This window comes from Phenylobacterium sp. 58.2.17 (genome assembly GCF_026411515.1).
Taxonomy (GTDB): Bacteria; Pseudomonadota; Alphaproteobacteria; order Caulobacterales; family Caulobacteraceae; genus Phenylobacterium.
On record NZ_JAPMTQ010000012.1, the window covers coordinates 29,393 to 53,112 of the forward strand.

25 protein-coding genes, 1 tRNA gene and 1 pseudogene are annotated in these 23,720 nt (G+C 67.7%); 17 read left to right on the top strand and 10 right to left on the bottom strand.

The annotated features are described in order from the left end of the window. The first annotated feature begins 34 nt into the window (after positions 1-34). Positions 35-850: an aminoglycoside phosphotransferase family protein gene (locus OUA97_RS10405; RefSeq protein WP_267231819.1), complete on the top strand. Its 816-nt coding sequence runs from the start codon at positions 35-37 to the stop codon at positions 848-850. Here OUA97_RS10405 and OUA97_RS10410 read toward each other — a convergent pair. Together OUA97_RS10410 and msrB are read right to left on the bottom strand one after the other, a co-directional pair. Next, positions 847-1,818, bottom strand: coding sequence for an SDR family NAD(P)-dependent oxidoreductase (locus OUA97_RS10410; RefSeq protein ID WP_267231820.1), 972 nt, complete (start codon positions 1,816-1,818; stop codon positions 847-849). The two genes, OUA97_RS10405 and OUA97_RS10410, sit on opposite strands and share 4 nt — an antisense overlap. A 71-nt stretch (positions 1,819-1,889) precedes the next feature. Then, a complete protein-coding gene (msrB, locus tag OUA97_RS10415; protein ID WP_267231821.1) occupies positions 1,890-2,384 on the bottom strand; it encodes a peptide-methionine (R)-S-oxide reductase MsrB in 495 nt (164 codons plus the stop codon). Between the two features lie 54 nt (positions 2,385-2,438). Here msrB and OUA97_RS10420 point away from each other — a divergent pair, with 54 nt between their 5' ends. Further along, positions 2,439-2,759 carry a heavy metal-binding domain-containing protein gene (locus tag OUA97_RS10420; protein ID WP_267231822.1) on the top strand — a complete coding sequence of 107 codons (321 nt, stop codon included), beginning with the start codon at positions 2,439-2,441 and terminating at the stop codon, positions 2,757-2,759. A 14-nt stretch (positions 2,760-2,773) separates the two neighbouring features. Continuing rightward, a complete protein-coding gene (locus OUA97_RS10425) occupies positions 2,774-3,181 on the top strand; it encodes a DUF805 domain-containing protein (protein ID WP_267231823.1) in 408 nt (135 codons plus the stop codon). On the opposite strand, the gene lipB is transcribed toward OUA97_RS10425, so the two are convergent. Next, positions 3,178-3,903 (bottom strand): lipoyl(octanoyl) transferase LipB, encoded by a 726-nt coding sequence (gene lipB / locus OUA97_RS10430; RefSeq protein ID WP_267231824.1) that lies wholly within the window; start codon positions 3,901-3,903, stop codon positions 3,178-3,180. The genes OUA97_RS10425 and lipB overlap by 4 nt on opposite strands. A gap of 50 nt (positions 3,904-3,953) precedes the next feature. Between lipB and OUA97_RS10435 the strand changes: the two genes are divergently transcribed. From OUA97_RS10435 to OUA97_RS10455, 5 genes are all read left to right on the top strand, one after another. After that, a complete protein-coding gene (locus tag OUA97_RS10435) occupies positions 3,954-4,235 on the top strand; it encodes a FliM/FliN family flagellar motor switch protein (RefSeq protein WP_267231825.1) in 282 nt (93 codons plus the stop codon). Positions 4,236-4,283: 48 nt separating this feature from the next. Continuing rightward, positions 4,284-4,368, top strand: a tRNA-Leu gene (locus tag OUA97_RS10440). Positions 4,369-4,429: 61 nt separating this feature from the next. Continuing rightward, positions 4,430-5,860 carry a magnesium transporter gene (gene mgtE, locus OUA97_RS10445; RefSeq protein WP_267231826.1) on the top strand — a complete coding sequence of 477 codons (1,431 nt, stop codon included), beginning with the start codon at positions 4,430-4,432 and terminating at the stop codon, positions 5,858-5,860. Between the two features lie 67 nt (positions 5,861-5,927). Then, positions 5,928-7,190, top strand: coding sequence for a glycoside hydrolase family protein (locus tag OUA97_RS10450; RefSeq protein ID WP_267231827.1), 1,263 nt, complete (start codon positions 5,928-5,930; stop codon positions 7,188-7,190). Positions 7,191-7,336: 146 nt separating this feature from the next. After that, positions 7,337-7,651: a DUF3574 domain-containing protein gene (locus OUA97_RS10455; protein ID WP_267231828.1), complete on the top strand. Its 315-nt coding sequence runs from the start codon at positions 7,337-7,339 to the stop codon at positions 7,649-7,651. Between the two features lie 111 nt (positions 7,652-7,762). Here the strand turns inward: OUA97_RS10455 and OUA97_RS10460 are convergent, their stop codons facing one another. After that, positions 7,763-8,569 (bottom strand): helix-turn-helix domain-containing protein, encoded by an 807-nt coding sequence (locus OUA97_RS10460; RefSeq protein ID WP_267231829.1) that lies wholly within the window; start codon positions 8,567-8,569, stop codon positions 7,763-7,765. A 298-nt stretch (positions 8,570-8,867) separates the two neighbouring features. Beyond that, on the bottom strand, positions 8,868-10,646 hold the full coding sequence (locus OUA97_RS10465; RefSeq protein ID WP_267231830.1) for a patatin-like phospholipase family protein: 1,779 nt from the start codon (positions 10,644-10,646) through the stop codon (positions 8,868-8,870). A 98-nt stretch (positions 10,647-10,744) separates the two neighbouring features. Here OUA97_RS10465 and OUA97_RS10470 point away from each other — a divergent pair, with 98 nt between their 5' ends. Both OUA97_RS10470 and OUA97_RS10475 read left to right on the top strand, forming a co-directional pair. After that, positions 10,745-11,581, top strand: coding sequence for an enoyl-CoA hydratase-related protein (locus OUA97_RS10470; RefSeq protein WP_267231831.1), 837 nt, complete (start codon positions 10,745-10,747; stop codon positions 11,579-11,581). A 5-nt stretch (positions 11,582-11,586) separates the two neighbouring features. Further along, positions 11,587-11,985: a DUF1489 domain-containing protein gene (locus OUA97_RS10475; RefSeq protein WP_267231832.1), complete on the top strand. Its 399-nt coding sequence runs from the start codon at positions 11,587-11,589 to the stop codon at positions 11,983-11,985. Positions 11,986-11,989: 4 nt separating this feature from the next. Here the strand turns inward: OUA97_RS10475 and panC are convergent, their stop codons facing one another. Continuing rightward, on the bottom strand, positions 11,990-12,841 hold the full coding sequence (gene panC / locus OUA97_RS10480; protein ID WP_267231833.1) for a pantoate--beta-alanine ligase: 852 nt from the start codon (positions 12,839-12,841) through the stop codon (positions 11,990-11,992). A gap of 169 nt (positions 12,842-13,010) precedes the next feature. Between panC and OUA97_RS10485 the strand changes: the two genes are divergently transcribed. After that, complete coding sequence (locus tag OUA97_RS10485) at positions 13,011-13,835, top strand: division plane positioning ATPase MipZ (protein ID WP_267231834.1); 825 nt, start codon at positions 13,011-13,013, stop codon at positions 13,833-13,835. A gap of 10 nt (positions 13,836-13,845) precedes the next feature. Continuing rightward, positions 13,846-14,265 (top strand): DnaJ domain-containing protein, encoded by a 420-nt coding sequence (locus OUA97_RS10490; RefSeq protein WP_267231835.1) that lies wholly within the window; start codon positions 13,846-13,848, stop codon positions 14,263-14,265. A gap of 3 nt (positions 14,266-14,268) precedes the next feature. On the opposite strand, the gene OUA97_RS10495 is transcribed toward OUA97_RS10490, so the two are convergent. Then, positions 14,269-15,561 (bottom strand): D-alanyl-D-alanine carboxypeptidase, encoded by a 1,293-nt coding sequence (locus OUA97_RS10495; RefSeq protein WP_267231836.1) that lies wholly within the window; start codon positions 15,559-15,561, stop codon positions 14,269-14,271. Between the two features lie 308 nt (positions 15,562-15,869). Here OUA97_RS10495 and OUA97_RS10500 point away from each other — a divergent pair, with 308 nt between their 5' ends. The 4 genes from OUA97_RS10500 to OUA97_RS10515 all read left to right on the top strand — a co-directional run bounded on the left by OUA97_RS10500 (position 15,870) and on the right by OUA97_RS10515 (position 18,798). After that, positions 15,870-16,304: a phasin family protein gene (locus OUA97_RS10500; RefSeq protein ID WP_267231837.1), complete on the top strand. Its 435-nt coding sequence runs from the start codon at positions 15,870-15,872 to the stop codon at positions 16,302-16,304. Between the two features lie 132 nt (positions 16,305-16,436). Beyond that, positions 16,437-16,898, top strand: a complete 462-nt coding sequence (locus OUA97_RS10505) for a RidA family protein (RefSeq protein WP_267231838.1) — start codon at positions 16,437-16,439, stop codon at positions 16,896-16,898. Then, positions 16,895-17,641, top strand: a complete 747-nt coding sequence (locus OUA97_RS10510; RefSeq protein WP_267231839.1) for a glycerophosphodiester phosphodiesterase family protein — start codon at positions 16,895-16,897, stop codon at positions 17,639-17,641. The genes OUA97_RS10505 and OUA97_RS10510 overlap by 4 nt, the downstream gene beginning before the upstream one ends. Then, positions 17,638-18,798 (top strand): GNAT family N-acetyltransferase, encoded by a 1,161-nt coding sequence (locus OUA97_RS10515; RefSeq protein ID WP_267231840.1) that lies wholly within the window; start codon positions 17,638-17,640, stop codon positions 18,796-18,798. Before OUA97_RS10510 ends, OUA97_RS10515 begins: the two co-directional genes overlap by 4 nt. A 6-nt stretch (positions 18,799-18,804) precedes the next feature. Here OUA97_RS10515 and OUA97_RS10520 read toward each other — a convergent pair whose 3' ends face one another. Beyond that, on the bottom strand, positions 18,805-20,343 hold the full coding sequence (locus OUA97_RS10520) for an acyl-CoA synthetase (protein WP_267231841.1): 1,539 nt from the start codon (positions 20,341-20,343) through the stop codon (positions 18,805-18,807). A 138-nt stretch (positions 20,344-20,481) separates the two neighbouring features. Here OUA97_RS10520 and OUA97_RS10525 point away from each other — a divergent pair, with 138 nt between their 5' ends. Continuing rightward, positions 20,482-20,919 (top strand): HIT family protein, encoded by a 438-nt coding sequence (locus OUA97_RS10525; RefSeq protein WP_267231842.1) that lies wholly within the window; start codon positions 20,482-20,484, stop codon positions 20,917-20,919. Between the two features lie 93 nt (positions 20,920-21,012). Here OUA97_RS10525 and clpA read toward each other — a convergent pair. Continuing rightward, a pseudogene (gene clpA, locus OUA97_RS10530) lies at positions 21,013-23,317 on the bottom strand (ATP-dependent Clp protease ATP-binding subunit ClpA); the annotation flags it as partial. A 6-nt stretch (positions 23,318-23,323) separates the two neighbouring features. Then, positions 23,324-23,653 carry an ATP-dependent Clp protease adapter ClpS gene (clpS, locus tag OUA97_RS10535; protein WP_056734830.1) on the bottom strand — a complete coding sequence of 110 codons (330 nt, stop codon included), beginning with the start codon at positions 23,651-23,653 and terminating at the stop codon, positions 23,324-23,326. Positions 23,654-23,720: the final 67 nt, after the last annotated feature.

Consider the following 23,720-nt stretch of genomic DNA (forward strand, 5'->3'; position numbering starts at 1 on the left):
TGGCGCAGTCGACCCCGGCGCCTAGATAGGTGGGATGAGCAAACCTTCCTTCCAGCCCTGGCTCGACCGCTGGGGCCTGACGCCCGACGGCGATGCGTTCACCACCGAGTATACGGGCAGTTGGTTGCTACCTGTGCGCCAGGCGGAGCGCCCAGCCATCCTCAAGCTGGCGACCGTCCCTGAGGAGATCGCCGGCGCGGCGCTGATGGCGTGGTGGGACGGGCAGGGCGCGGCTGAAGTCCTGGCCCGGCAGGACGAGGCGCTGTTGCTGGAGCGGGCGGAGGGATCCGGGTCGCTGATCGACATGTCGCGCGGCGACCAGGACGACCTAGCCACCGCCATCATTTGCGACGCCGTGGCGGTGCTGCACGCGCCGAGAGCTGCGCCCCCGCCAAGCGGTCTCGTGCCGCTCGATGTCTGGTTCGGCGCGTTGGGACCGGGCGCGGCCAACCACGGCGGGGTGCTGGTCAAGGCGCACGAGACCGCGCAGGTCCTGCTCAGCGACCCGCGAGAGGTCGTGCCGCTGCACGGCGACGTGCACCACGGCAACATCCTCGACTTCGGGGCGCGCGGCTGGTTGGCGATCGACCCCAAGTGCGTGTTGGGGGAGCGCGGCTATGACTACGCCAACCCGTTCTGCAACCCGGACACCGCCACGGCGCTCATCCCCGGCCGCCTGGACCGCTATCTGGACCTCGTCTCCAGCCGTGCGGACATGGAGCCCCGCCGGCTGCTGATGTGGATCCTGGCCTATAGCGGCCTGTCGGCGGCCTGGATCCTCGATGACGGGGACCCAGCCAAGTTCGACAGCTCGATCGCCGAGCTGGCTGCGGCGCGGCTCTACGGCTAGCCGCCGATCCGCCAGCCGACCTCGCGCGCGAAGTCGGTGAAGAACTCCGGCTCGTAGGCGCGTTCGGGATCCTTGCGCACCCACTGGTCCAGGGCCTGGGCGTCGTCGCCGACCAGGATGCGCCAGCGCTCATTGCGCACGCCGTCCAGGATCACCATGGCCGCGGCCGCCGCCGTCATCGGCGCATCCTCGAGGAAGCTGCGGGCCATCTCCGCGGCCATGGTCCTGATCGCATCGTCGGGGACAGTACTGGCGTCGATGCCCGACGCGGCCATGCGCGCCCGCGCCAGCGTCAGGTCTTCGGGGGTCAGCTCGTCGGTATCGACCCCGGCCTGGACCTTGCGCGAGTTGGCGATGATCGAGGTGCCGATGTGGCCGGGCATCACCACCGAGCACTTGATGTGCGGGGCGTTGATCCGCAGGTCGGTGACCAGGGCCTCGGTGAAGCCTTTCACCGCGAACTTCGCGGCGGCGTAGGCGGTGTGCGAGGTGTTCGGCCCGATGGTCGCCCAGAAGCCGTTGACGCTGGAGGTGTTGACGATGTGGCCCTCATCGGCGGCCATCAGCATCGGCAGGAAGGTGCGAACCCCGAGATAGACGCCGCCCCAGCAGACGTTGAAGGTCTTTTCCCAGGCCGCGCGGCTGTCGGCGATCATGCTGCCGCCGCCGCCGATGCCGGCGTTGTTGAACAGCAGATGGATGCGGTCGGTCTGCTGCTGCTCGGCCATCTCGTCGCGGAAGGCGATCAGCGCGGCTTCCAGCGAGACGTCGGCGATGTGGGTGGTGACCTTGGTGCCCTGCGGCTTGCCGTCGGCCTCGATGAGACGGACGGTCTCGGCCATGGCCTTAGCCGAGACGTCGCACATGGCGACGTTGCAGCCCTCGGCGGCGAGCTGACGGGCCAGTTCGCGGCCCATGCCCGTTCCCCCGCCGGTGATCACGGCGGTCTTACCTGCGAAGTCCTTCACGGCGTCGCCTCCCTGGCGTTGTTTGCGAGGGAGCTTAACGCGCTTTCCGCTTGGTCCGCCAAGCGGTCCTGTCAGACGGTGGCGCCGGCCAGGGCGGCGTTGTCGCCGCGACCAAGCGGATCGCGCAGGGGCGAGCCGTTCTGGACGAACTCAAGCGACACCGAGTTGATGCAGTAGCGCAGCCGCGTCGGCGGCGGGCCGTCGGGGAACACGTGGCCCTGGTGGCTGTCGCAGCGGGCGCAGCGGGTCTCGATGCGGATCATGCCGTAGCTGACGTCGCGCACGCCGATCACGTGGCTCTCGTCGAACGGCGCGAAGAAGCTGGGCCAGCCGGTCCCGCTCTCGAACTTGGTCTTGGCGCGGAACAGCGGCAGCGCGCAGAGGCGGCAGCAGTAGACGCCGTCCTCCTTGTTATCGAGCAATCCGCCGCAGAACGGGGCCTCGGTGCCGTGATGCAGCAGGACATCGGCCTCTTCGCGCGACAATCCCGCCTCAAGCGAGGCGCGCTCGTCGGCGGTCGGCGGGGTGAGGTCGAAACTGGAGGAGGAGGCGGCTGGCGTGCTCATGGTGGTCAATCTAAGGTCGGCGACCCGTTCGCGAAAGTGTCCCCAGGAGCCGCCATGATCACCAGCACCACCCCCTATGTGGCTGAGCGCGAAATCGCGCGGACCGTCGGCGTCGTCAGCGGCGAGGCGATCATCGGCGCGCACATCTTCCGCGACCTGTTCGCCGGCATCACCAACATCATCGGCGGCCGCGCCGGGGGCTACGAGAAGGCCTTGCGCGAGGCGCGCGACATCGCCCTCCGTGAGATGTGCGATGAGGCCGCCAAGCTGGGCGCCGACGCCGTCGTGGGCGTGGACCTGGACTATGAGGCGCTGGGCGCAGACAACGGCATGCTGATGGTCACCGCCGCCGGCACGGCCGTCAAACTGCGCTAGCGGACGGAGGGGGCATGAACGACGGCCAGGCGGACCGGGGCGCGCTGCTGCTCTCGGCGCAGGGGCGGATCGCCCGTGCGCCGTTCCTGATCGCCGCTGCGACCCTGCTGGGCCTGGCGGCCGTCTACGAGGCCGTGGTGGGCGTCACCCTGCACTGGTTGACCGGATGGTTCGTCTATCCGGCCCTGATCTACGCCGGGGCCTGCGTGCTCTCCAAGCGCCTCCACGACCGGGGCAAGTCGGGCTGGTGGGCGGCGTTGATCCTGTTCGCCCTGGTCGCGGTATGGCCTCAACCCGTCGGTTTCTTCGACTTCCTGTTCGGTCTGGCCCTGGTCTGGGCGGCGGTCGAGCTGGGGATCATGGGGAGCGAGATGGGCGCGAACCGCTTCGGTCCCAACCCCATGCGGCCTGTGAGCGCCTAGGCCGGCGCCTCGGCTTCCTCGACGTCGCCGAACACCAGCCGAAAGCTGGCGCGCAGGGCCTCGTCGGCCTCGTCCATGGTCACCGGCAGCCCGAGGTCGACCAGGCTGGTGACCCCGTGCTCGGTCTGGCCGCAGGGCACGATGCCCGAGAAGTGGCTTAGGTCCGGTTCCACGTTCAAGGATATGCCGTGGAACGACACCCAGCGGCGCAGCTTGACCCCTATAGCCGCGATCTTGTCCTCGCGAGTCGGGGCGCCGGCCGTCTTGCGCTCCACCCAGACCCCGACGCGGCCGTCGCGAATCTCGCCCTCGACATTGAAGCGGGCGAGGGCGCCGATCACCCAGGCCTCGAGGCTGGCCACGAAGGCGCGCACGTCACGACGGCGCTTGGTCAGGTCGAGCATCACATAGGCCACCCGCTGACCGGGGCCGTGATAGGTGAACTGGCCGCCACGGCCGCTGGCGAAGACCGGGAATCGATTCGGGTCGAGCAGATCGTCGTTCTTGGCCGAGACCCCGGCGGTGTAGAGCGGCGGGTGCTCCAGCAGCCAGACCAGTTCGCCCGCGGTTCCCTCGGCGATGGCCGCCGCCCGGGCCTCCATGGCCGCGACGGCTTCAGGGTAGGGCACGGGAAGGCGCGACACAGCCCACTGGGCGGCCAGGCCATCGTCGCGGCCGAAGATCGGCGCGTCGGGCGAGAGGTTTAACGAGCGGTCAAGCATGTTGGACTCAATGTGGTGCGCAGGCTGGGCGCGTCAAAGCCCCCGCTGCGATGTCTCTAGTGTTTCAAAGGCTTTGCGTCTTGGGTCAGGTCAACGAGGTCAACGTCGAAATATCGGTCCTGCTGGGCCGATCGACCCTGCCGATGCAGCAGTTGCTGCGCATGGGCCGCGGCGCCGTGATCCCGCTGGACGCGGGCGTGAACGAGGAAGTCTGGATCCTGGCGAACAACCATCCGGTCGCTCGCGGGGAGATTCAGATCAACGAGGACCGCATCTCGATCGCCGTCACGCGTGCGGCAGATGTGTATGACTTCATGGCAGGCGGTCAGTAGGGCTTCACAAAGCTGCGGGGGTTTGCTACCTGCCGCGCCTCACCACGAGCGGTCGTGGCGGAATTGGTAGACGCGCAGCGTTGAGGTCGCTGTGGGGCAACCCGTGGAAGTTCGAGTCTTCTCGACCGCACCAGTGAATCAGGGTCTTCAACAGCGACTGAGCACATCTTCGTCCGACGCCCAGGGAGGTCCGCATGAGCCGCGAAACGGCCGACCTGTCCGAAGCCCACGACAAGACCGCTCCGGAGCTCGAAGAAGACCTTGAAGACCTCGCCCTAGGCGAGGACTACGCGCTAAATCCCGAATTCGTGGCCATGGTGGTGGACGCCGCCGACCGCGGCGACGCCGAGCGCCTGCGCGAACTGCTGGGCGCGCTGCACCCGGCCGACGTCGCCGACCTGATGGGTTTCCTGTCGGCCGAGTACCGCGACGAGGTGCTGGCCCACCTGGCGCCTGAAGCGCTGGCTGAGATTCTTTCCGAACTCGACACCGAGATTCGCGAGGAGGTGCTGGAGACGGTCGCCCCCGCGACCCTGGCCAAGGCGCTGGAGGAGCTCGATTCCGACGACGCGGCCGACGTCGTGGACGACCTGGAGGACGACAAGCGGGTCCAGGTGCTCGCGGCCATGCCCGAGACCGAGCGGGCGGCGATCGAGACGTCGCTGGCCTACGAGGACGAGACCGCCGGCCGCATCATGCAGCGCGAGGTCGTGGCCGCGCCGCAGTTCTGGACCGTCGGCCAGACCATCGATCACTTCCGCAAGGAAGCCGAGGACCTGCCCGAGCTGTTCTTCGACATCTATGTGGTGGACCCCAGCTATAAACCTGTCGGTGGGACGCCGGTCAGCCACCTGCTGCGCGCGCCGCGCAGCACGCCGCTGGCCCAGATCATGGAGCCGGTGACGGAAATCCCGGTCGGGATGGACCAGGAAGAGGTCGCCTACATCTTCGACAAGTACCACCTGATCTCGGCCCCGGTGGTGGAACCGGGCGGGCGGCTGGTCGGCCAGATCACCGTCGACGACATCGTCGGCGTCATTCAGGAGGAGAGCGAGGAGGACATCCTCGCCCTGGCCGGGGTGTCCGACGCCGGCCGGAACGCCGACGTCCTGGACATCATTCGCGCGCGCCTGCCGTGGCTGGCGCTGAACACGGTGACGGCGGCCCTGGCCGCCAGCGTGATCCGCGCCTTCGAGGGCGAAATCGCCAAGCTGGTCACCCTGGCGGTGCTGATGCCCATCGTGGCCTCGCTCGGCGGCAACGCCGGCACCCAGGCCCTGGCCGTCGCCGTGCGCGCTCTGGCCAGCAAGGAACTTTCCTCGGTCAACGCCTATCGGACGGTTTTCCGCGAGATGGCCGTGGGCCTGGCCAACGGTGCGGCCCTGGCGGCGGTGACCGGCGGGGTGATCTATTTCCTGTTTCGAGACGTGATGCTGAGCGTCACGTTTGGACTCGCGCTCATCATAAACCTGTTCGTCGCCTCGCTGGCCGGGGTGCTCGCGCCGCTGGTGCTCGAGCGGATGGGGCGCGATCCGGCGGTTTCGTCTTCAGTTTTCGTGACTTTCGCCACGGACTTCACGGGCTTCTTCGCCTTTCTCGGCCTCGCCGCCGTGATCCTGCTGTAACCGGCCCCTATTTTGCCGGCTAAGCCGTGGGCGCATGCGCCCATGTGTCAGGATGGGTCAAACGGCCATGAAACCGCGTAACCAGGTGTCGAGATCGGCTATCGAGCTGATCAAGCGCTTCGAAGGCTACCGCCGGAAATCCGCCCAGCTGCCCGATGGGCGCTGGACCATCGGCCATGGCCACACCCTGACCGCCCGTGAGGGGGCCGAGGTCTCGGAACAGGACGCCGAGGCCCTGCTGCTCTACGATCTGATCGCCGTGTCGCACTCGATCAACGAGTGGGTCTTCACCCCCCTGAACCAGAACCAGTTCGACGCCCTGGCGGCGTTCGCCTTCAATATCGGCCTGGAGAATTTTCGGCGCTCGTCGGTGCTGCGGCGGCTCAACGAGGGCAGCCTGATCCAGGCCGCCTGCGCGATGGAGCTGTGGCGCAAGGCGCAGTTCGAGGGCGAGACCATCGTCGTCGACGCCCTGGTGCGGCGCCGCTCGGCGGAGAAGGCGCTGTTCCTGACGCCGGTCGACGGTTGGGTTCCGGCGCCGTCGCCGGTGGTGCGGCCGAACATCGACCTCGATGCGAGCGGCGTGGTGCCGCGCCAGACGCCGACCGCGCTGAGCGCGCCGATGGACGGCGCCCGGGCGATCGTCGAACGCGACCCTGCCCACCAGGAGCCGCCGGCCGGCGGCGTCCTCGAAGACGACCAGCAGAGCCCGACGGCGGCGGCGGCTGCATCGGTGTCGTCGCGGCTGTCCAGCATCTTCAACGAACCGGTTCAGAAGGGGCCGGTCGTCGAGCCGCCCCCGCGGCTGGTCGTCGAGGAGCCAGCCCCGGTGACCGGACTGCGGTTCCCCGAGCCGCCCGACGAGCCGGCCTTCGTCCTGACCCCGCCGGGCGAGGAGGAGTTCGCCGCGCCGGACGCGTTCGAGACGCCGAAACTCGAACTGGTCGCGGCCAACGAATCTGAGCCCGAGCCTACGCTGTTTGAAGCGCCGCAGGCGTCCACGGCGCCCGAGGTCGAGGCCGTGCTGGAAGCTGCGCCGCCCGAGCCTGAGCCGCCGACCTGGGATCGGCCGAGGGCGGTGCGGCGGCCGAGCCTGCTGCCGGCGGTCGGTCTTGCCGGCGCGGGAGTGACGCTGTTCGGCGGCTGCCTGTTCTGGGCGCTGAGCATGCCGCAGCCGCAGGCCGCCGGGACGATGAACCCAGGTACGGTGATCTGGCTGGCCGGCATCGCCGGGGTCGGTCTGATCGGGGTGGCGGTCTACATGATCCTCGACCGACTGGGCCGCCAGGACATCGAGCACGTGGACGCGATCCTCGAGCGCGACGAATAGCCACGGGCCCGTTCCGCCTTAGCCGCGACGCGTGCTAACCATGCCACATGAAGTGCGCCGTTCCCATTACGGCAGCCCTGAGCGCCCTGGCGCTTGGGGGCTGCGCCAGCCTGATCGGGCCTAGCTGCCCCGCCGGGCAGGAGTCCATGCGCACCGCCCAACTCTTCTTCGGCCAGAACATCGGCGGCGAACGCGGCGTTTCCGAGGCCGATTTTCGCAAGTTCGTCGACGAGGAGCTGACGCCGCGCTTCCCGAGCGGCCTGACTGTGCTGGAAGGCGGCGGCCAGTGGAAGGGCGATGAGAACAAGCTGATCCGCGAGGCGTCCAAGGTCGTGGTCCTGGTCCTGCCCAACGGCATCGAGGCGAACCTGAAGCTCAACGCGGCGCGCAAGGCCTACAAGGCCAAGTTCAACCAGGAATCGGTGCTGCTGGTCACGCAGCCGGCCTGCGTGGACTTCTAGACCCTGTCTCGGTTGGCTTGAATCAAGCCAACCGGGATGAACAGGGTCGATTCTTTGATTTTAGAGCCCTTCTTGTCCACTCACGATGATCCATCGTGAGTGGGAAGGGCGCTAGGCCGGCAGGCTGTCGGCCAGGGCGCGGAGCGCCTGGGCGGTTTCGGCGTCGGCGGGAAAGAAGGTCTCGAGCGTCAGCTCCGACAGCGTCACGTCGACCGGCGTGCCGAAGACGGTGGTCGTGCTGAAGAACGACATCAAGCCGGCGGGGGTCTGCAGCCGGAACGGAATGGCCACCCCGCCGAACTCGTCGGACGGCTTTCGCGGCGGCTGGCCTCCCGGGATCGGATAGGCCTTCAGCTCGGTCAGCAGCTCGGAAAGCGTCAGGTCGGCGGTCAGCTCCACCTCGCGGCGCAGTCGGTCGAGCAGGTGGGCGCGCCATTCGTGCAGGTTGGCGATCCGCGACGCCAGGCCTTCGGGATGGAGGGTCAGGCGCAGCACGTTCAGCGGTGCGGCCAGCAGGTGGGGCGCGACGCCGGCCATCATCGGCGCGATCATCCGGTTGGCGCTGACCAGGTTCCAGCCACGATCGACGACCAGGGCAGGGTAGGGCTCGTGCCCGGCGAGGATGACATCGACGGCCCTGCGCGCCGCTGCAAGGGCGGGGTCGTCCAGGGAGCGTTGCGGAAACACTGGCGCAAAGCCGGCCGCCACGAGAATGGTGTTCCGTTCGCGCAACGGGATCTCCAGGTGTTCGGCCAGACGCAGCACCATGTCCCGGCTGGGCTGGGCGCGGCCGGTTTCGAGGAAGCTGAGGTGGCGGGTGGAAATCTCGGCGTCGAGCGCCAGGTCGAGCTGGCTGAGCCGGCGGCGCCGGCGCCATTGACGGAGGTGGTCGCCCACTGCGGTTGCTGTCGCGATCATGGCGCGACACTAGCTGGGCTGGGGGGCGGGCTCCATGACCTGAGAAGTAATGGGCGCGGGATCTGACGCCCGAAAAGACAAAGGGCCGGCTCCCTTTCGAGAACCGGCCCTTCCATTGTCGGACCGCAGTGCGGCCCGCAACTCGGCGCTTACTTGGAGACCTCGTAAGCGGCGACCCGGGTCGCGGCTTCCACACTCGGATGAGGACAATGAGACACTGGGTCACCTCCTTTCAGCTGTTGAACAGGACCCTCAATATGGGACGGATTTTCCGGTTCGCAAACCCCTTCGTCGCCATTTAGCCAAGCGTGACGCCGGCGGCGCTCGGTTGGTCTTCGCGACCGGCCCGGCGGCGCAGCTCCGTGACCGGGCGCGGCAGCTTGTCGAGGGCCTCGATCGTGGCGCGGTAGCCAGCCTCGACCGCCGGCTCGAACGCGGACCAGTCCCGGATCTCGACGCCGGTCAGGTCAGGGGTGATGAGGACGTCAGTGGCTTCGCGCGCGGCCGCCAGATCGCGTCCGGTGGACACCGTGGCCGCCCGCATCAGCAGCGAGACGATCGGCGGCCCTTTGCGCCATTGGCCCGAGCGGATCCACCGCCAGACCGATTCCGGCCGTGCGACGTCATCGGCGGTGATCGAGCGGCCGCGGCTGACGTCGACGCCGACGATGGGGCCGAGCTGGGTCAACCGCATGATGTCGGCCGGGAAGTTCTTCATCACCGCGCCGTCGACCAGCACGTTGTTGTCGTCGGTGGTGGCGGGCGGCAGCACGCCGGGCAGGGAGATGGTCGCGCGCAGGGCCCGGCGCAGCAGGCCGCTCTTGTGCAGCTGATAGGCGCCGGTGGTGAGGTTCGACGACACGCAGAAGAACGGCAGCCAGAGGTCGGCGATCTGGATCTCGTCAAAATGCCTGGCCAGCCGCTCGCGCACCTTCTCTCCGCGGGTCATGGCCAGCAGCGGCAGGGCGATGTCGTCCAGCGGGCTGGTGGTGACGAAGGCGTCGCGGATGCGCCGCTCCATTTCCTCGCCGTCCCAACCGACCGCCAGACCGGCGCCGACGATCGCGCCCATCGAGACGCCGCCGACGAAATCGATGGGCACGCCGCGTTCGCGCAGGGCCTTGATCGCCCCGATGTGCGCGTAGGCGCGAGCGCCGCCCCCGGAGAGCACCAGCCCGACCGACCGCCCGGTCAGCAGACGGGCGATCCGTCGCGCGTCGTCGCCGTTGTCGCGGCGAACCTGGAACAACCGGGCGGGGCGCAACGCATCCACCCAGGCCTGGGATCCCCGCGGCGCCTTGCAGGTCTTGGGCTGAACCAGGATCAGGTCGACGAGCCCCTGGGCCTGAAGCGGCTCGCCATGGGCAAGGCCCTCGGGCGGCGGGGCGGTGTCGCCCCGCGCGATCCGGAACAGGCGGTCGACCTGCCGGCCGACGACCTGGCGCCAGCCGATATCCTCGGCCTCGGCGGCGTAGAGCACGAAGTCGTAGTCGCGCTCGACTTCGGAGAACCACTCCGTCGGGGCGTGTTGGGCCTCGCTGCCGACGACGGTCACCGAATAGCCGAGGCGGCCGACCTCGCGCGCCACCTTGTCGATCAGGGGGCGGACGGCGACGGCTGCGCCCGTTCCGACGAAGCCGTACACCGACGGCTCGCCGATCGAGGTCTTGCTGGCGGCCTGCCGGGTGCGCAGGATCATCAATCGCGCCAGCTCGGTCATCACCGAGGCGTCGGCCTCGGCCGCCTCGAAAAAGGCCTCGCGCGGCAGGGCGAAAATCTCGGAATCGCGCAAGGCCACCACGGTGCCGCTGTGCGGGGTCCCGGTGATCAGCGACATCTCCCCGGCGGGCTCGCCCGGCCGGATGACGCCCAGGAACTGCGGCTCGCCGTTCTCTTCCTTGCGGAAGGCGCCCAAACGTCCGGCGCGCAGGAAATAGAGATGGTCGGCCGGTTCCCCGGCCTTGAACAGCGTTGCTCCGCCCGGCAGGGCGAACCACGTCGCTTCGCCGTGGCCGCGCTCCTCGTAGAAGAGACGGGCCAAGGCCGATTCGCTGGGAATATCGGGCAAGCTGACCACGGCGGCAGCCTAGCTTGCGTCGCCGTGGGCGGCTATGGCTTGGCCTGATCCAAAGTTCCGGTCCAGCGTTCTTTAAGGATCCCAGGAGACCGCAAGCCATGACCAATCCGATCGCCGACCCGCTGGTCGAAATCACTGACACCGACGCCGATTCCAGGTTGGTCGACATCGACGCGACCCTTGAGGGCGTCGCGACCGTGACGCTCAACCGGGCGATCCGGCGCAACGCTTTCAATGCCGAACTGATCGCGGCCCTGCACGAGGCGTTCGAGACGCTGCAGGGCGCCGAGGGGGTCCGCGTGGTGTTCCTGCGCGGCGCGGGCTCGACCTTCAGCGCCGGGGCCGACCTGGACTGGATGCGCGAGGCCGTGGACCGCAGCGAGGCTGACAATCGCGACGATGCAATGCTGTTGGCGCGCATGCTCAAGAGCCTGTGGGACATCCCGGCGCTGACGGTCGCCCTGGTCGAGGGCGGCGCCTATGGCGGCGGCGCGGGTCTGGCGGCCGCGTGCGACATGGCGGTCGCCACCGCCGACTCCAAGTTCAGCTTTTCCGAGGTCCGGCTCGGCCTCATCGCCGCGACCATCAGTCCCTATGTCGTGGGCGCGGTCGGTCCGCGCGAGGCACGCGCCCTGTTCGCCACCGGCAAGGTGTTCGATGCGGCCTATGCCGAGAGGGTCGGGCTGGTCAGCGAGGTGGTCGCCGACGGCGCCCAGCTGACCGAGGCGCGCGACCGGATCGCCCGCGAGATGATGGCCTGCGGACCCGAGGCGGTCGCCCAGTCCAAGAAGCTGGTCGAGGACGTCGCGTTCCGCCCGGTCGAGGAGGTGATGGAGGAAACCGCCCGGCGGATCGCCCGCGTGCGTGTCAGTCCCGAAGGGCAGGAAGGCGTCCGCGCCTTCCTTGAGAAGCGCAAGCCCAGCTGGCTGGTCTAGGCGCCATGTCGCTGCACATGATCAAGCTGGTGGTGGGCTGCGACACCATCGAGGATCTGCTCGCCTGGCACGAGGCGGGAAGGCCCTGGATCATGCACACCCGCCAGACCCCCAAGCGGGCCGCCGAATTGCTGGACGGCGGCTCGCTCTATCGGGTGTTCAAGGGCGTGATCATGTGCCGCCAGCGCATTCTGGCGGTCGATACGGTGGGCGAGGGCGTCACCGCGCGCTGCCAGGTGACCGTCGATCCCGAGATCGTCCGGGTGGCGCCGACCCCGCGGCGTGCTTTCCAAGGCTGGCGTTATCTCGAAGCCAAGGACGCGCCGCCGGATCTTTCCGGCGGCGTCGATGGGGACATTCCCCCCGAGCTGGCGCGCCAGCTGCGGGAGGCCGGCGCCTGGTAGGCGCTCAGACCGCCATGTTGTCGATCAGCCGGGTCTTACCGATCATCGCGGCGGCCAGCACGCGGCCCGGAACGGTCAGTGGACCGGGTCCCGGATGGCTGAGGTCGTCGGCGTTGCGGACCTCGAAGTAGTCGATGCGCTGGAAGCCGGCGCGTTCGAGCGCGGCGATGCCGGTGGCTTCCACCCGCTCGACGGGCTCGCCGGCCTGCAGGCGGCGCACGGCGTCGGCCAGGGCGACATTCATCCGGCCAGCGACTTCGCGTTCGGCCTCGCTGAGATAAGCATTGCGCGAGGAGCGCGCGAGGCCGTCTTCCAGTCGCGAAGTCGGGGCCCCGACGATCTCGACCGGAATGTTCAGGTCGCGGACCACGCGCTTGATGACCTGGAGCTGCTGAAAGTCCTTTTCGCCGAACACCGCGACGTCGGGGCCGCACTGCAGCAGCAGCTTGCTGACCACGGTGGCGACGCCGGCGAAGTGGCCGGGGCGGGCCGCGCCGTCCAGCGGCTCAGAGACGCCGGTGACGTTGACGGACGTCGCGAAGCCCTGCGGATACATCTCGCCCACCGTCGGGGCGAACAGCAGGTCGCAGCCGGCGCCGGCCAACAGTTCGGCGTCGCGCGCCTCGCCGCGCGGATAGGCGTCGAAGTCCTCGTTGGGGCCGAACTGGGTTGGATTGACGAACACGCTGGCGACGACCCGGTCGGCCTTGGTCTTGGCCAGGGCGATCAGCGACAGATGACCTTCGTGCAAGGCGCCCATGGTCGGCACGAGCGCGACCCGTTCACCGGCCTGCTTCCACGACGCCACCTGGGCGCGGAGGTCGGCGACGGTGCGGACGATGGCGATCTGGGACATGGGAAAACTCGCTGGACTGGGTGGGGCGCTTATGGCGCGGTCGGTCCCTGGCGTCTATTCCATCCACAGTCGATGCAGCGCCTTACGTTGACGCCGCGTCGTGGTGAAGGTTCCTGTTAACAAATAGAATCGGTGCGAAGTCGCCGAATCGGTTTGGAGTTGAGAATCGATGTCACAAGCCAAGGTGATCGTCGTCGGGAACGAAAAGGGCGGGGCGGGGAAGTCCACCATCGCCATCCACGTGGCCACGGCCCTGCTGCATGGCGGAGCCAAGGTCGCGACCTTGGACCTGGACGTGCGCCAGCAGTCGATGGGCCACTTCTTCGCCCATCGCCGCGCGTGGCTGGACGCCAATGGCGCGGTCGCCCCGATGCCGATCGAGTTCCAGCTCCCGGCCGAATTGGCCAAGGCGGCGGACGCCGACGCGCTGGCCCAGTTCGAAGAGGCGTTCGGCCGGGCGGCCGAGCAGGCCGACTTCGTGCTGATCGACACCCCCGGCAGCGACACGGCCATCGGCCGCGCGGCGCACGGATTGGCCGATCTCATCGTCACCCCGATGAACGACAGCTTCGTCGACTTCGACATGCTGGGCGTGGTCGATCCGGTGAGCCTGGAGCTGAAGCGGCCCAGCCTCTACTCCGAAACCGTCTGGAACAGCCGCAAGGCGCGGGCGGTGGCGAGCGGCAAGTCGATCGACTGGGTGGTGCTGCGTAACCGTCTGGCCCCCACCGAGGCGCGCAACCGCAAGCGCCTGGACGAGCGCGTCCAGGCGCTGTCGCGGCGGGTCGGGTTCCGCGTCGGACCGGGCCTGCGCGACCGGGTCATCTATCGCGAGCTGTTCCCGTTCGGCCTGACCATCGCCGATCTGTCGCCGACGATCCGTCCGGTGGCGATGTCGCTGCAGCATGTCGCCGCCCGCCAGGAGCTGCGGGCGCTGATGGGCGCGCTGGGCCTCTCGGGCATGGCCGGCGAAGAGCTGCTGGCGGCGCAATAGCCGCGTTCAGATGCTTTACCTGGCCCTTGGCTGTGCGGCGCTGTTGCTGCTGGTCTGGATCACCCGCGGCAAGCCTTTGCTGAAGCGCCGCGAGTGGCGGTTCCTGGCCGGAGCGCTGGCGATCGCCTGCTTCGCGGCCGCGGCCTATGTCGGCGTGCGCGGCGGCTGGGGAAAGTCCATCGTGCTGGTGGTCATGGGGCTGTGGCTGGCGGTGTCGACCCGCCGGACGGGGATAGCGGCTCCGCCGGCCACCGCCTGCATCAGCGACAGCGAGGCGCGTTCGATCCTTGGGGTCGGGCCTGAGGCCACCGAAGCCGAGATCAGGGAAGCCTATGGCCGCCTGATGCGCATGGCCCATCCAGACAAGGGCGGGACCAGCGGCCTGGCCGCGCAACTGAACGCGGCCAGGGATCGTCTGCTGAAGAAGTAGTCGTCAGGCCGGCCGCACGACCATGCAGGCCAGGCGTTTGGCCTTCAGGGCCTGACAGGCGTCCTTGGCGGAGGCCTCGGTATAGCCTGAGAACCGCGCCCGGTAGGTGCCGCCGACCTTGCCGCCGACTTCGCCGTTGGCGGCGCGGAAGTGTTTGCCGAAGCGCTTGGAGACGAGGGCGATCTGCTCCTTGGCGTCAGCCTTGGACTTGAAGGCGCCGACTTGGACCGACCATTTGCCCGCCGCCTTCTTGTCGCGCAGGGCGCTCTTCGAGGGCTCGACGATCTTGGTGCGGGCGGCGGCCGGGGTCGGGCTGGCCGAAGCGAGCACGATCTTCAAACCGTCCTGCTCGTTGTCGCCCTGTTCGATGGAGGGGCGCACCAGCGGGCCGGAGGGCTCCGGCTCGAACAGGTTCTGGGCGACGGTGATCTTCTCGCCGCGGTCGCGGCGGGCCATGACGTCGAAGCCGGTCAGGATCAGGTCTTCGGCGTTGTTGTTGCGCACGGCGGTCGACGGCGCGCCGAGGACCACGGTGATCAGGCGGCGATTGTCGCGCACGGCCGACACCGCGATGTTGAAGCCGGAGGCGTTGGTGTAGCCGGTCTTCAGGCCGTCGACGCCGGGCATGCGGCCAAGCAGGCCGTTGTGGTTGCGCATGGTCACGCCGCGGAACGTGAAGCTCTGCTGGCTGAACAGCTTGTAGTACTGCGGGTAGTCGCGCATCACCGCGCGCGACAGGATCGCGATGTCGCGGGCCGTGGAGACCTGGCGGCTGTCGGGCAGGCCCGAGGCGTTGACGAAGCGGGTGTTCTGCATGCCGAGCTCTTCGGCGCGCAGGGTCATCATCGCGGCGAAACGCGCTTCTGATCCGCCCAGCTTTTCGGCCAGGGCCACGGCGATGTCGTTGGCCGACTTGATGGCCAGCGCCTGCATCGCCTGTTCGACGGTCAAGGTCTCGCCGGGACGCAGGCCGAGCTTGGTCGGCGCCTGGGCGGCGGCGCGGGGCGAGATCACCACCGGGTCGTCGAGACGGATGCGGCCGGCGGCCAGCGCCTCGAACGCCAGGTACAGCGTCATCACTTTCGTGATCGAGGCGGGATACCGGGGACTGTCCGCGCGTTTGGCGTACATGACCTCGCCGGTCTTCGCATCGACCACGATGGCCGCATACTTGGGTTGGCTGGCGGGCAGCTGGAGGTAGGGAACCTGGGCCTGTGCGGTCCCGGCCACCGGCGCGACGGCGGTCGCGGCGGCGAGGGCAAGGGACGCAATCAGGCGGCGGGCACGCTCGAACATGCGGTTCGTCCGTCAATACAAAGGTTTAAGCGGCCCCCCGGGCCACTCCGGATGAGTCCTAGCATGCCAGCCGTAGCCTTGCGCGATGGTAAACAGGACTTGAACGAGCCCATTTGTCGCGCCTGAACCGATCAACACTTCCGTGAACGTCCGGCGCCCAAAGGGCGGGCAGGGTTATTGTGCGGTGCACAAAATTCGCTTGACTGCTGCACTGCAACATGGGAAATGACGGGTGAGTTCAAGGCAAATCCCCCGTCCACGTTTGCGTCGCGGTATCACCGCCCAATCCCGACCCCAGGAGCCCGCCCATGGCCGCCGCCGAGACCGTTAAGAACACCGTCGAACAGTTCACCACCGCCGGCAACGTCGCCTTCAAGGACGCTGTCGAGAAGTCGCTCGCTCAACTGAACGAGATGAACACCCATTCGAAGAAGAACCTGGAAGCCGTCATCGCCTCGGTGACCGCCTCGACCAAGGGCGCCGAAGCCCTGGGCGCCCAGGCCATGGCCTACTCGAAGAAGGCCGTGGAGGATCACGTCGCCGCCGCCAAGTCGCTCTCGGGCGCCAAGTCGGTGCAGGAAGTGATCGAGCTTCAGACCACCTACGCCAAGTCGGCCCTCGACGCCTACATCGCCGAAGTCTCGAAGATGTCGGATATCGTGTCGTCGTCGGTGAAGGACGCGGTCAAGCCGCTCAACGAGCGCGTCACCGCCGCCGTCGAGCGCCTGCAGGCCGCGCGCTAAAGACCTCCCAGTCGCCCCGCTCCGGCGGGGTGTCCGCACCGAAAAGGCCCGCGCCATCCCAGGCGCGGGCCTTTTCTCTATCCGGGGCCCTTTTCGCTTTTCGGGTTCGGGGCGCAGCGGTAGACCTTCGGCATGTCGAAGGTCGAAGAACGCCTGTCTGCGCTCGGTCTCACCCTGCCGCAGCCCAACCCGCCGGTCGCCAACTATGTGCCCTTCGTGAGGGTCGGCGATCTCGTCCACATCTCCGGCCAGGTGTCGGTCGACGCCGGCGGCGGCATTCGCGGCACGGTCGGCGAGGAGGTCGACATGGAGACCGCCAAGGCGGCGGCGCGTCTGTGCGGCGTCAACCTGATCGCCCAGATGAAGGCGGCCTGCGACGGCGACCTGGACCGCGTGGTCCGGGTGGTCAAGCTGGGCGGCTTCGTGCAGGCGGGCGCGAACTTCCTGGAGATCCCGCAGGTCGTGAACGGCGCCTCGGACCTGATGGTCGAGGCCTTCGGCGACGCGGGCAAGCACGCCCGCTCGGCGGTCGGCGTCTATCGACTGCCGCTCGGCTTCTCGGTCGAGGTCGACGCCGTGGTGCAGGTGCGGTGAGCAACCCGTTCGGCGAGGCCTGGGACCTGCTGTTCCACCCGCCGGTGGCGCACCGGGGTCTGTGGACGCGCGGCGGAGCGCCGGAGAACTCGCTCGCCGCCTTCCAGGCCGCCTGCGAGGCCGGCTACGGCGTCGAACTGGACGTCCACCTGTCGTCGGACGGGGAGGCGATGGTCTTCCACGACGAAGACCTGAAGCGGATGACCGGAGTCGAGGGCAAGCTGCGCGACCGCACCGCCGCCGATCTGGGCGACCTGAACCTGAAGGACACTGACGAGAAGATCCCGACCCTGCGCGAGACCCTGGCCTTGATCGGCCGACGGGCGATGGTGCACATCGAGCTGAAGACGGCCTATGGCGAGGTCGGGCCGCTGGAGCAGCGCGTCCACGAACTGCTGATCGACCACGCCGGCCCGACCTGTGTGATCGGGTTCAATCCCTACTCGCACGCCTGGTTCGCCGACCGGTTCCCGGGCGTGCTGCGGGGGCTGGACAGCTATGACTACAAGCAGGCGCCGCACATGAACGAGGCGCAGCGCGAATCCTTCGCCAGGCTGGAGCATGTGGCCATCGCCCGCCCGCACTTCCTGGCGCTGCACATCGGCATGCTGCCGGACGAGCGGGTGGCGAAATTCCGCGACGAGGGCATGCCGGTCGTGGCCTGGACGGTGCGCGAGCCGGGGCAGTGGGACGCGGTGAAGGACCATTGCGACAACCTGATCTTCGAGGGTTTCGAAGCGTGAAGCTGAAGCCGGCGGTGCAGATCAGCCGCCGAATCGCCGAGATCGGGCGTGAGGCGTGGGATGCTTGCGCCGGTCATCCGGACCACCGCGGAAATCCGTTTGTGGCCTTCGACTTCCTGGACATCGCCGAGGCGGCCGGCTGCGCGGTCGAGCGCACCGGCTGGGGGCCGCAGCATCTGTCGGTCGAAGACGAGGCGGGACAGGTCGCGGCGGTGATGCCGCTCTATCTGAAGTCACACAGCCAGGGCGAATACGTCTTCGATCATGCCTGGGCTGACGCCTATGAGCGGGCGGGCGGCCAGTACTATCCGAAGCTGATCTCGGCCGCCCCGTTCAGCCCGGTGACCGGGCCACGGCTGCTGGTGCGGCCGGACGTCGAGCTGGAGGAGGCGCGCCGCATCCTGCTGGGCGGCGCCCTGGCAGTGTGCGAGCAGTACGAGGTTTCGTCCCTGCACGTGAATTTCCCGACGCAGGGCGAGTGGGACTGGCTGGGTGATCGGGGGCTGCTGCAGCGGCAGGGCCAGCAGTACCACTGGCTCAACCAGGGTTACGCCAGCTTCGACGGGTTCCTGGAGGCGCTGTCGTCGGGGCGGCGAAAGACCATTCGGCGCGAGCGGCGCGACGCGCAGGCGCAGGTCGAGATCGTCGCGCTCACGGGCGCGGAGATCACCGAGGACCACTGGGATGCGTTCTTCGCCTTCTACATGGACACCGGCTCGCGCAAGTGGGGCCGCCCGTACCTGAACCGCTTGTTCTTCTCGCTGCTGGGCGAGCGGATGGCTGACCGTGTGCTGCTGGTCATGGCCCGGCGCGGCGGACGTTGGATCGCCGGGGCGCTGAACCTGATCGGCGAGGACTGTCTCTACGGCCGCAACTGGGGGTGCATCGAGGACGTCCCGTTCCTGCATTTCGAGCTCTGCTACTACCAGGCGATCGAATGGGCGATCGACAAGGGCCTGGCGCGGGTCGAGGCCGGGGCCCAGGGGCAGCACAAGATCGCCCGGGGCTATCTGCCGGCTCCGGTCTATTCCGCCCACCACATCGCCGACCCGCGGCTGCGCGGGCCCGTGGACGATTTCGTCCGCCGAGAGCGCGAGGCGGTGAACGGCGAGATGGAGTGGCTGGCCGAGGAGTATTCGCCCTTCCGGCAAGCCTAGGCCGGCTCAGATCTTCCGGTCCTGCCAGTAGGCGTCGCGCAGCAGCCGCTTGTACAGCTTGCCGGTCGGAAGGCGCGGCATCTCCTCGATGAAGTCGATGGAGCGCGGCGCCATGTAGTGGGCCAGACGCTCGCGGGCGTAGGTCATCAACTCCGCGGCGAGGTCCTCGCTGGGGGCCTGGCCGGCCGCAGGTTCGATCACCGCCTTGACCGCTTCGCCCATTTCCGCGTCCGGCACACCGAACACCGCCACGTCGGCGACCTTCGGGTGGGTGATCAGGGCGTCTTCGATGGCTTGCGGATAGATGTTCACCCCGCCCGAGATGATCATGAAGGCCTTGCGGTCGGTCAGGTAGAGATAGCCGTCTTCGTCGAGATATCCGACGTCGCCGAGCGCGTTCCAGTTCGGGTGATCGGGATGGCGCGCCGAGGCGGTCTTGGCCGGGTCGTTGTGATACTCGAAGGTCGGCGCCTCGCGTTCGAAGTAGACGAGGCCGGTCTCGCCGATCGGCAGCTCCTTGCCGTCTTCATCGCAGATGTGCAGGACGCCCGACGCCGCCCGGCCGACCGAGCCGGGGTGCTCGAGCCAATCCTCGCTGGTGATGAAGGTCGAGCCCGAGGCTTCCGTACCGGCGTAATACTCGTAGAGGATCGGCCCCCACCACTCGATCATCTGGCGCTTGACCTCTACCGGACAAGGCGCGGCGGCGTGGACGGCGACCTGATGGCTGGAGAGGTTGTAGCGGGCGCGAACCTCGGCCGGCAGCTTCAGCATGCGCACGAACATGGTCGGCACCCATTGGCTGTGAGTGACGCCGTGCGTCTCGATCAGCTGTAGCGCCTGCTCCGGATCGAAGCGCTCCATCATCACCACCGTGCCGCCGAAGGACTGCACCGTCAGAACATAGGCCAGCGGCGCGGCGTGATAGAGCGGGGCTGGCGACAGGTAGACGCTCTGCGCCGACAGCCCGTAGCGGTTGGCCATCTGGCGCGCGTCGAACCCCTCGGCCGGCGTGATGTCGGGTAGGGGGCGCAGGATTCCCTTGGGTCGCCCGGTGGTGCCCGACGAGTAGAGCATGGAATCGCCCATCCACTCCTGAGCCAGAGGCTCGGGCGAACCGGACGCCACCGCCGCCTCGTAGGAATCCCAGCCGGGGATGACGCCGCCGACCATCAGGCGGATCGGGCAGTTCGGAATCAGGTCCAGGAGCTCGGCGGCGGTCTCGCACTTGGCGTAGGATGTGACCAACGCCTTGGCCCCGCAGTCGTTCGCGATGTAGGCGGCCTCGTCCGGCGGCAGGTAGCGGTTGATGGTGGTGATGTAGAGGCCTGATCGGAAGGCCGCCCAGACCGGTTCCATGAAGGCGAGGTTGTTCTCCATCAAGACGGCGATGTGGTCGCCGCGGCGCAGGCCCTGGGCATAGAGGAACTGCGCCAGGCGGTTGGAGCGCTCATTCAGCTCGGCGAAGCTCACCGCCTGGCCGGTGTCGGCGGAAATCATGGCCGGCTTGTCGGGCGTCAGTCGCGCGTGATCGGCGAGATACATCGCTTCCCTCCCTCTGCAGCCTTTGCGGCCGTCTATCCTTGCAGGTTATCGCAAGGCGAGGGGGCGTAAACCCGTCGCCGTGTTCCGTCCTTCCCGCCAATGCGCTACCACCGAGCGACGAGTTTGGAGGAGCGGCCCATGAGCCTGGACGGGACCTACGAGGACGGAAATATCTTCGCCAAGATTCTGCGCGGCGAGGCGCCGGCGGCGAAGGTGTTTGAGGACGGCGAGGTTCTCGCATTCATGGACGTCTTTCCGCAGTCCAAGGGCCACACCCTGGTGATCCCCAAGCACTCCCAGGCGCGCAACCTGCTGGAGGTGGAGCCGGAGGTCCTCGCGCCGCTGATGTTCGGCGTGCAGCGGATCACCCATGCGGTCCGCGCGGCGCTGAACCCGGATGGAATCATGGTCGCCCAGTACAACGGCGCGCCCGCCGGCCAGACGATCTATCACCTGCACTTCCACATCATCCCGCGCTGGACGGGCGTTGAGCTCGGCCGGCACGGGGCCGGCGGCATGGCCGACCCGGCCGAACTCAAGGCCCTGGCCGAGCAAATCGCCGCCAAGATCGCCTAGCTGGTTCGTAAGGCGGGCAAAGAAAAACCCCGGAGCCGAAGCTCCGGGGTTTCGCATTTTCGGGTCTTTGAGCGGGCTAGTCGGCCAGCTCCGCCGCGGTGTCCTCGGCCGGATCCTCGATGATCGGGGCGCCCGGCTCGCGGTCGTCGCCTTCGATCTCGAAGCCGAGTTTGCTGTCCTTGAGCACCACCTTGACGTGGCCGCCCTTGACCAGCTTGCCGAACAGGATCTCGTCGGCGAGCGGCTTTTTGATGTGCTCCTGGATGACCCGGGCCAGCGGCCGGGCGCCATAGAGCTCGTCGAAGCCGTTCTTGGCCAGCCAGTCGGCCGCTTCCTCAGTCGTCTCGATCGTGACGTGACGATCGGCCAGTTGGGCCTCCAGCTGCATGACGAACTTCTGGACGACCTGCCGGATGATCTCTTGGGTCAGCGGCTTGAACTGAACCACCGCATCCAGACGGTTGCGGAACTCCGGCGTGAACAGGCGCTTCAGGGCCTCGTCGACCTCGTCGTCCTGCTTGCCGCGACCGAAGCCGATGGCGTTGCGCTGGGCGTCCGAGGCGCCGGCGTTGGTGGTCATGATCAGGACCACGTTGCGGAAGTCGACTTTCTTGCCGTTGGCGTCGGTGAGCACGCCATGGTCCATGACCTGCAGCAGGATGTTGAAGACGTCCGGGTGGGCCTTCTCGATTTCGTCCAGCAGCACGACCGCGTGCGGGTGCTGATCGACCGAGTCGGTCAGCAGGCCGCCCTGGTCGAAGCCGACATAGCCGGGAGGCGCGCCGATCAGGCGGCTGACCGTGTGCCGCTCCATGTACTCCGACATGTCGAAGCGCAGGAGCTCGATGCCCATGGTCGAAGCCAACTGGCGGGCGGTCTCGGTCTTGCCGGTGCCCGTGGGACCCGAGAACAGGTAGCAGCCGATCGGCTTGTTGGCGTCGCGCAGGCCCGCCCGCGCCATCTTCATGGCGGCGGAGAGCTGTTCGATCGCGTCGTCCTGCCCATAGACGGCGCGCTTCAGATCGACTTCGAGTTCCTTCAGCGCCACCGTATCGGACTTGGACACCGACTTCGGCGGGATGCGGGCGATCTTGGCGACGACCGTCTCGATCTCCTTCACGCCGATGGTCTTCTTCCGCTTGCCCTCAGGCAGCAGCATCTGGCTGGCGCCGGCCTCATCGATGATGTCGATGGCCTTGTCCGGCAGCTTGCGGTCAGTGATGTACTTGGCCGACAGCTCCACCGCCGCCTTGATGGCGTCGCCCGTGTAGCGGAGCTTGTGGAACTCCTCGTAGTAGGTCTTCAGACCCTTGAGGATCTTGATCGTGTCTTCGATCGTCGGCTCGTTCACGTCGATCTTCTGGAAGCGGCGGACCAGGGCCCGATCCTTCTCGAAGTGCTGACGGAACTCCTTGTAGGTCGTCGAGCCCATGCAGCGCAGGGTGCCCGAGGCCAGGGCCGGCTTCAGCAGGTTCGAGGCGTCCATCGCCCCGCCGCTGGTCGCGCCGGCGCCGATCACCGTGTGGATCTCGTCGATGAACAAGATCGCGTCGGGGTGGTTTTCCAGTTCCTTGACGACCTGCTTCACGCGCTCTTCGAAGTCGCCGCGATAGCGGGTGCCCGCCAGCAGCGAGCCCATGTCGAGCGAGAAGATCGTCGCGCCGGCCAGGACTTCCGGGACCTGGTTGCTGATGATCTTGCGGGCCAGGCCTTCGGCGATGGCGGTCTTCCCGACGCCGGGGTCGCCCACCAGCAGCGGGTTGTTCTTGGTCCGGCGGCAGAGGATCTGGATGCAGCGCTCGACTTCCGCCGCGCGCCCGATCAGCGGGTCGACCTTACCCTGCTTGGCCTTTTCGTTGAGGTTGACGCAGTAGGCTTCGAGCGCCTCGCCGCCGGTCTTCACGGCGGGCTTGTCCTCGTCCTCGGAGCCCTTGACGGTTTTGGGCTGGTCGGCCCCGGCCTTCTTGGCGATGCCGTGGGCGATGTAGTTCACCGCGTCGTACCGCGTCATGTCCTGCTCCTGCAGGAAATAGGCGGCATGGCTCTCGCGCTCGGAGAAGATGGCCACGAGCACGTTGGCTCCGGTCACTTCCTCACGGCCCGAGGATTGGACGTGGATCACGGCGCGCTGGATCACGCGCTGGAACGACGACGTCGGCTTGGCGTCCTCGCCGTCGTCGACGACCAGGGAGCGGAGCTCGTTGTCCACGTAGTTGGTGAGCGTGGTGCGCAGGGCGGCCAGGTCCACGTCGCACGCTCGCATCACACCCGCCGAGTCCTCATCGTCGATGAGGGCGAGCAGCAGGTGCTCTAGCGTCGCGTACTCGTGCTTGCGCTGGTTCGCGAAAGCCACCGCGCGGTGGAGAGATTCTTCAAGCTGGCGCGAGAATGATGGCACTGAGCCTCAATCCTTTTCCATTGTGCATTGCAGCGGGTGCTGATGCCGGCGGGCGGTATCAACCACCTGGGCCACCTTCGTTTCCGCCACCTCGTATGTGAACACGCCACACACGCCGACACCGTGTTGGTGAACGTGCAGCATGATCCGCGTCGCGTCTTCGCGCGACTTGTTAAAGTATTGCTCAAGCACGTAGACGACGAATTCCATCGGCGTGTAGTCATCATTCAGGATGAGCACGCGATACATCGACGGCTTCTGCGTCTTCGGCTTGGTCTGAGTGATGACCGTCGACCGGACGCCCGTATCTTGATCACCTTGCTTGCGCTCGGCCATCGAACAGGTCTCCTGAGGGCAGCCGCCCTCTCTACAATGGATTAGATATGGAAAAGGCTGCCGTATG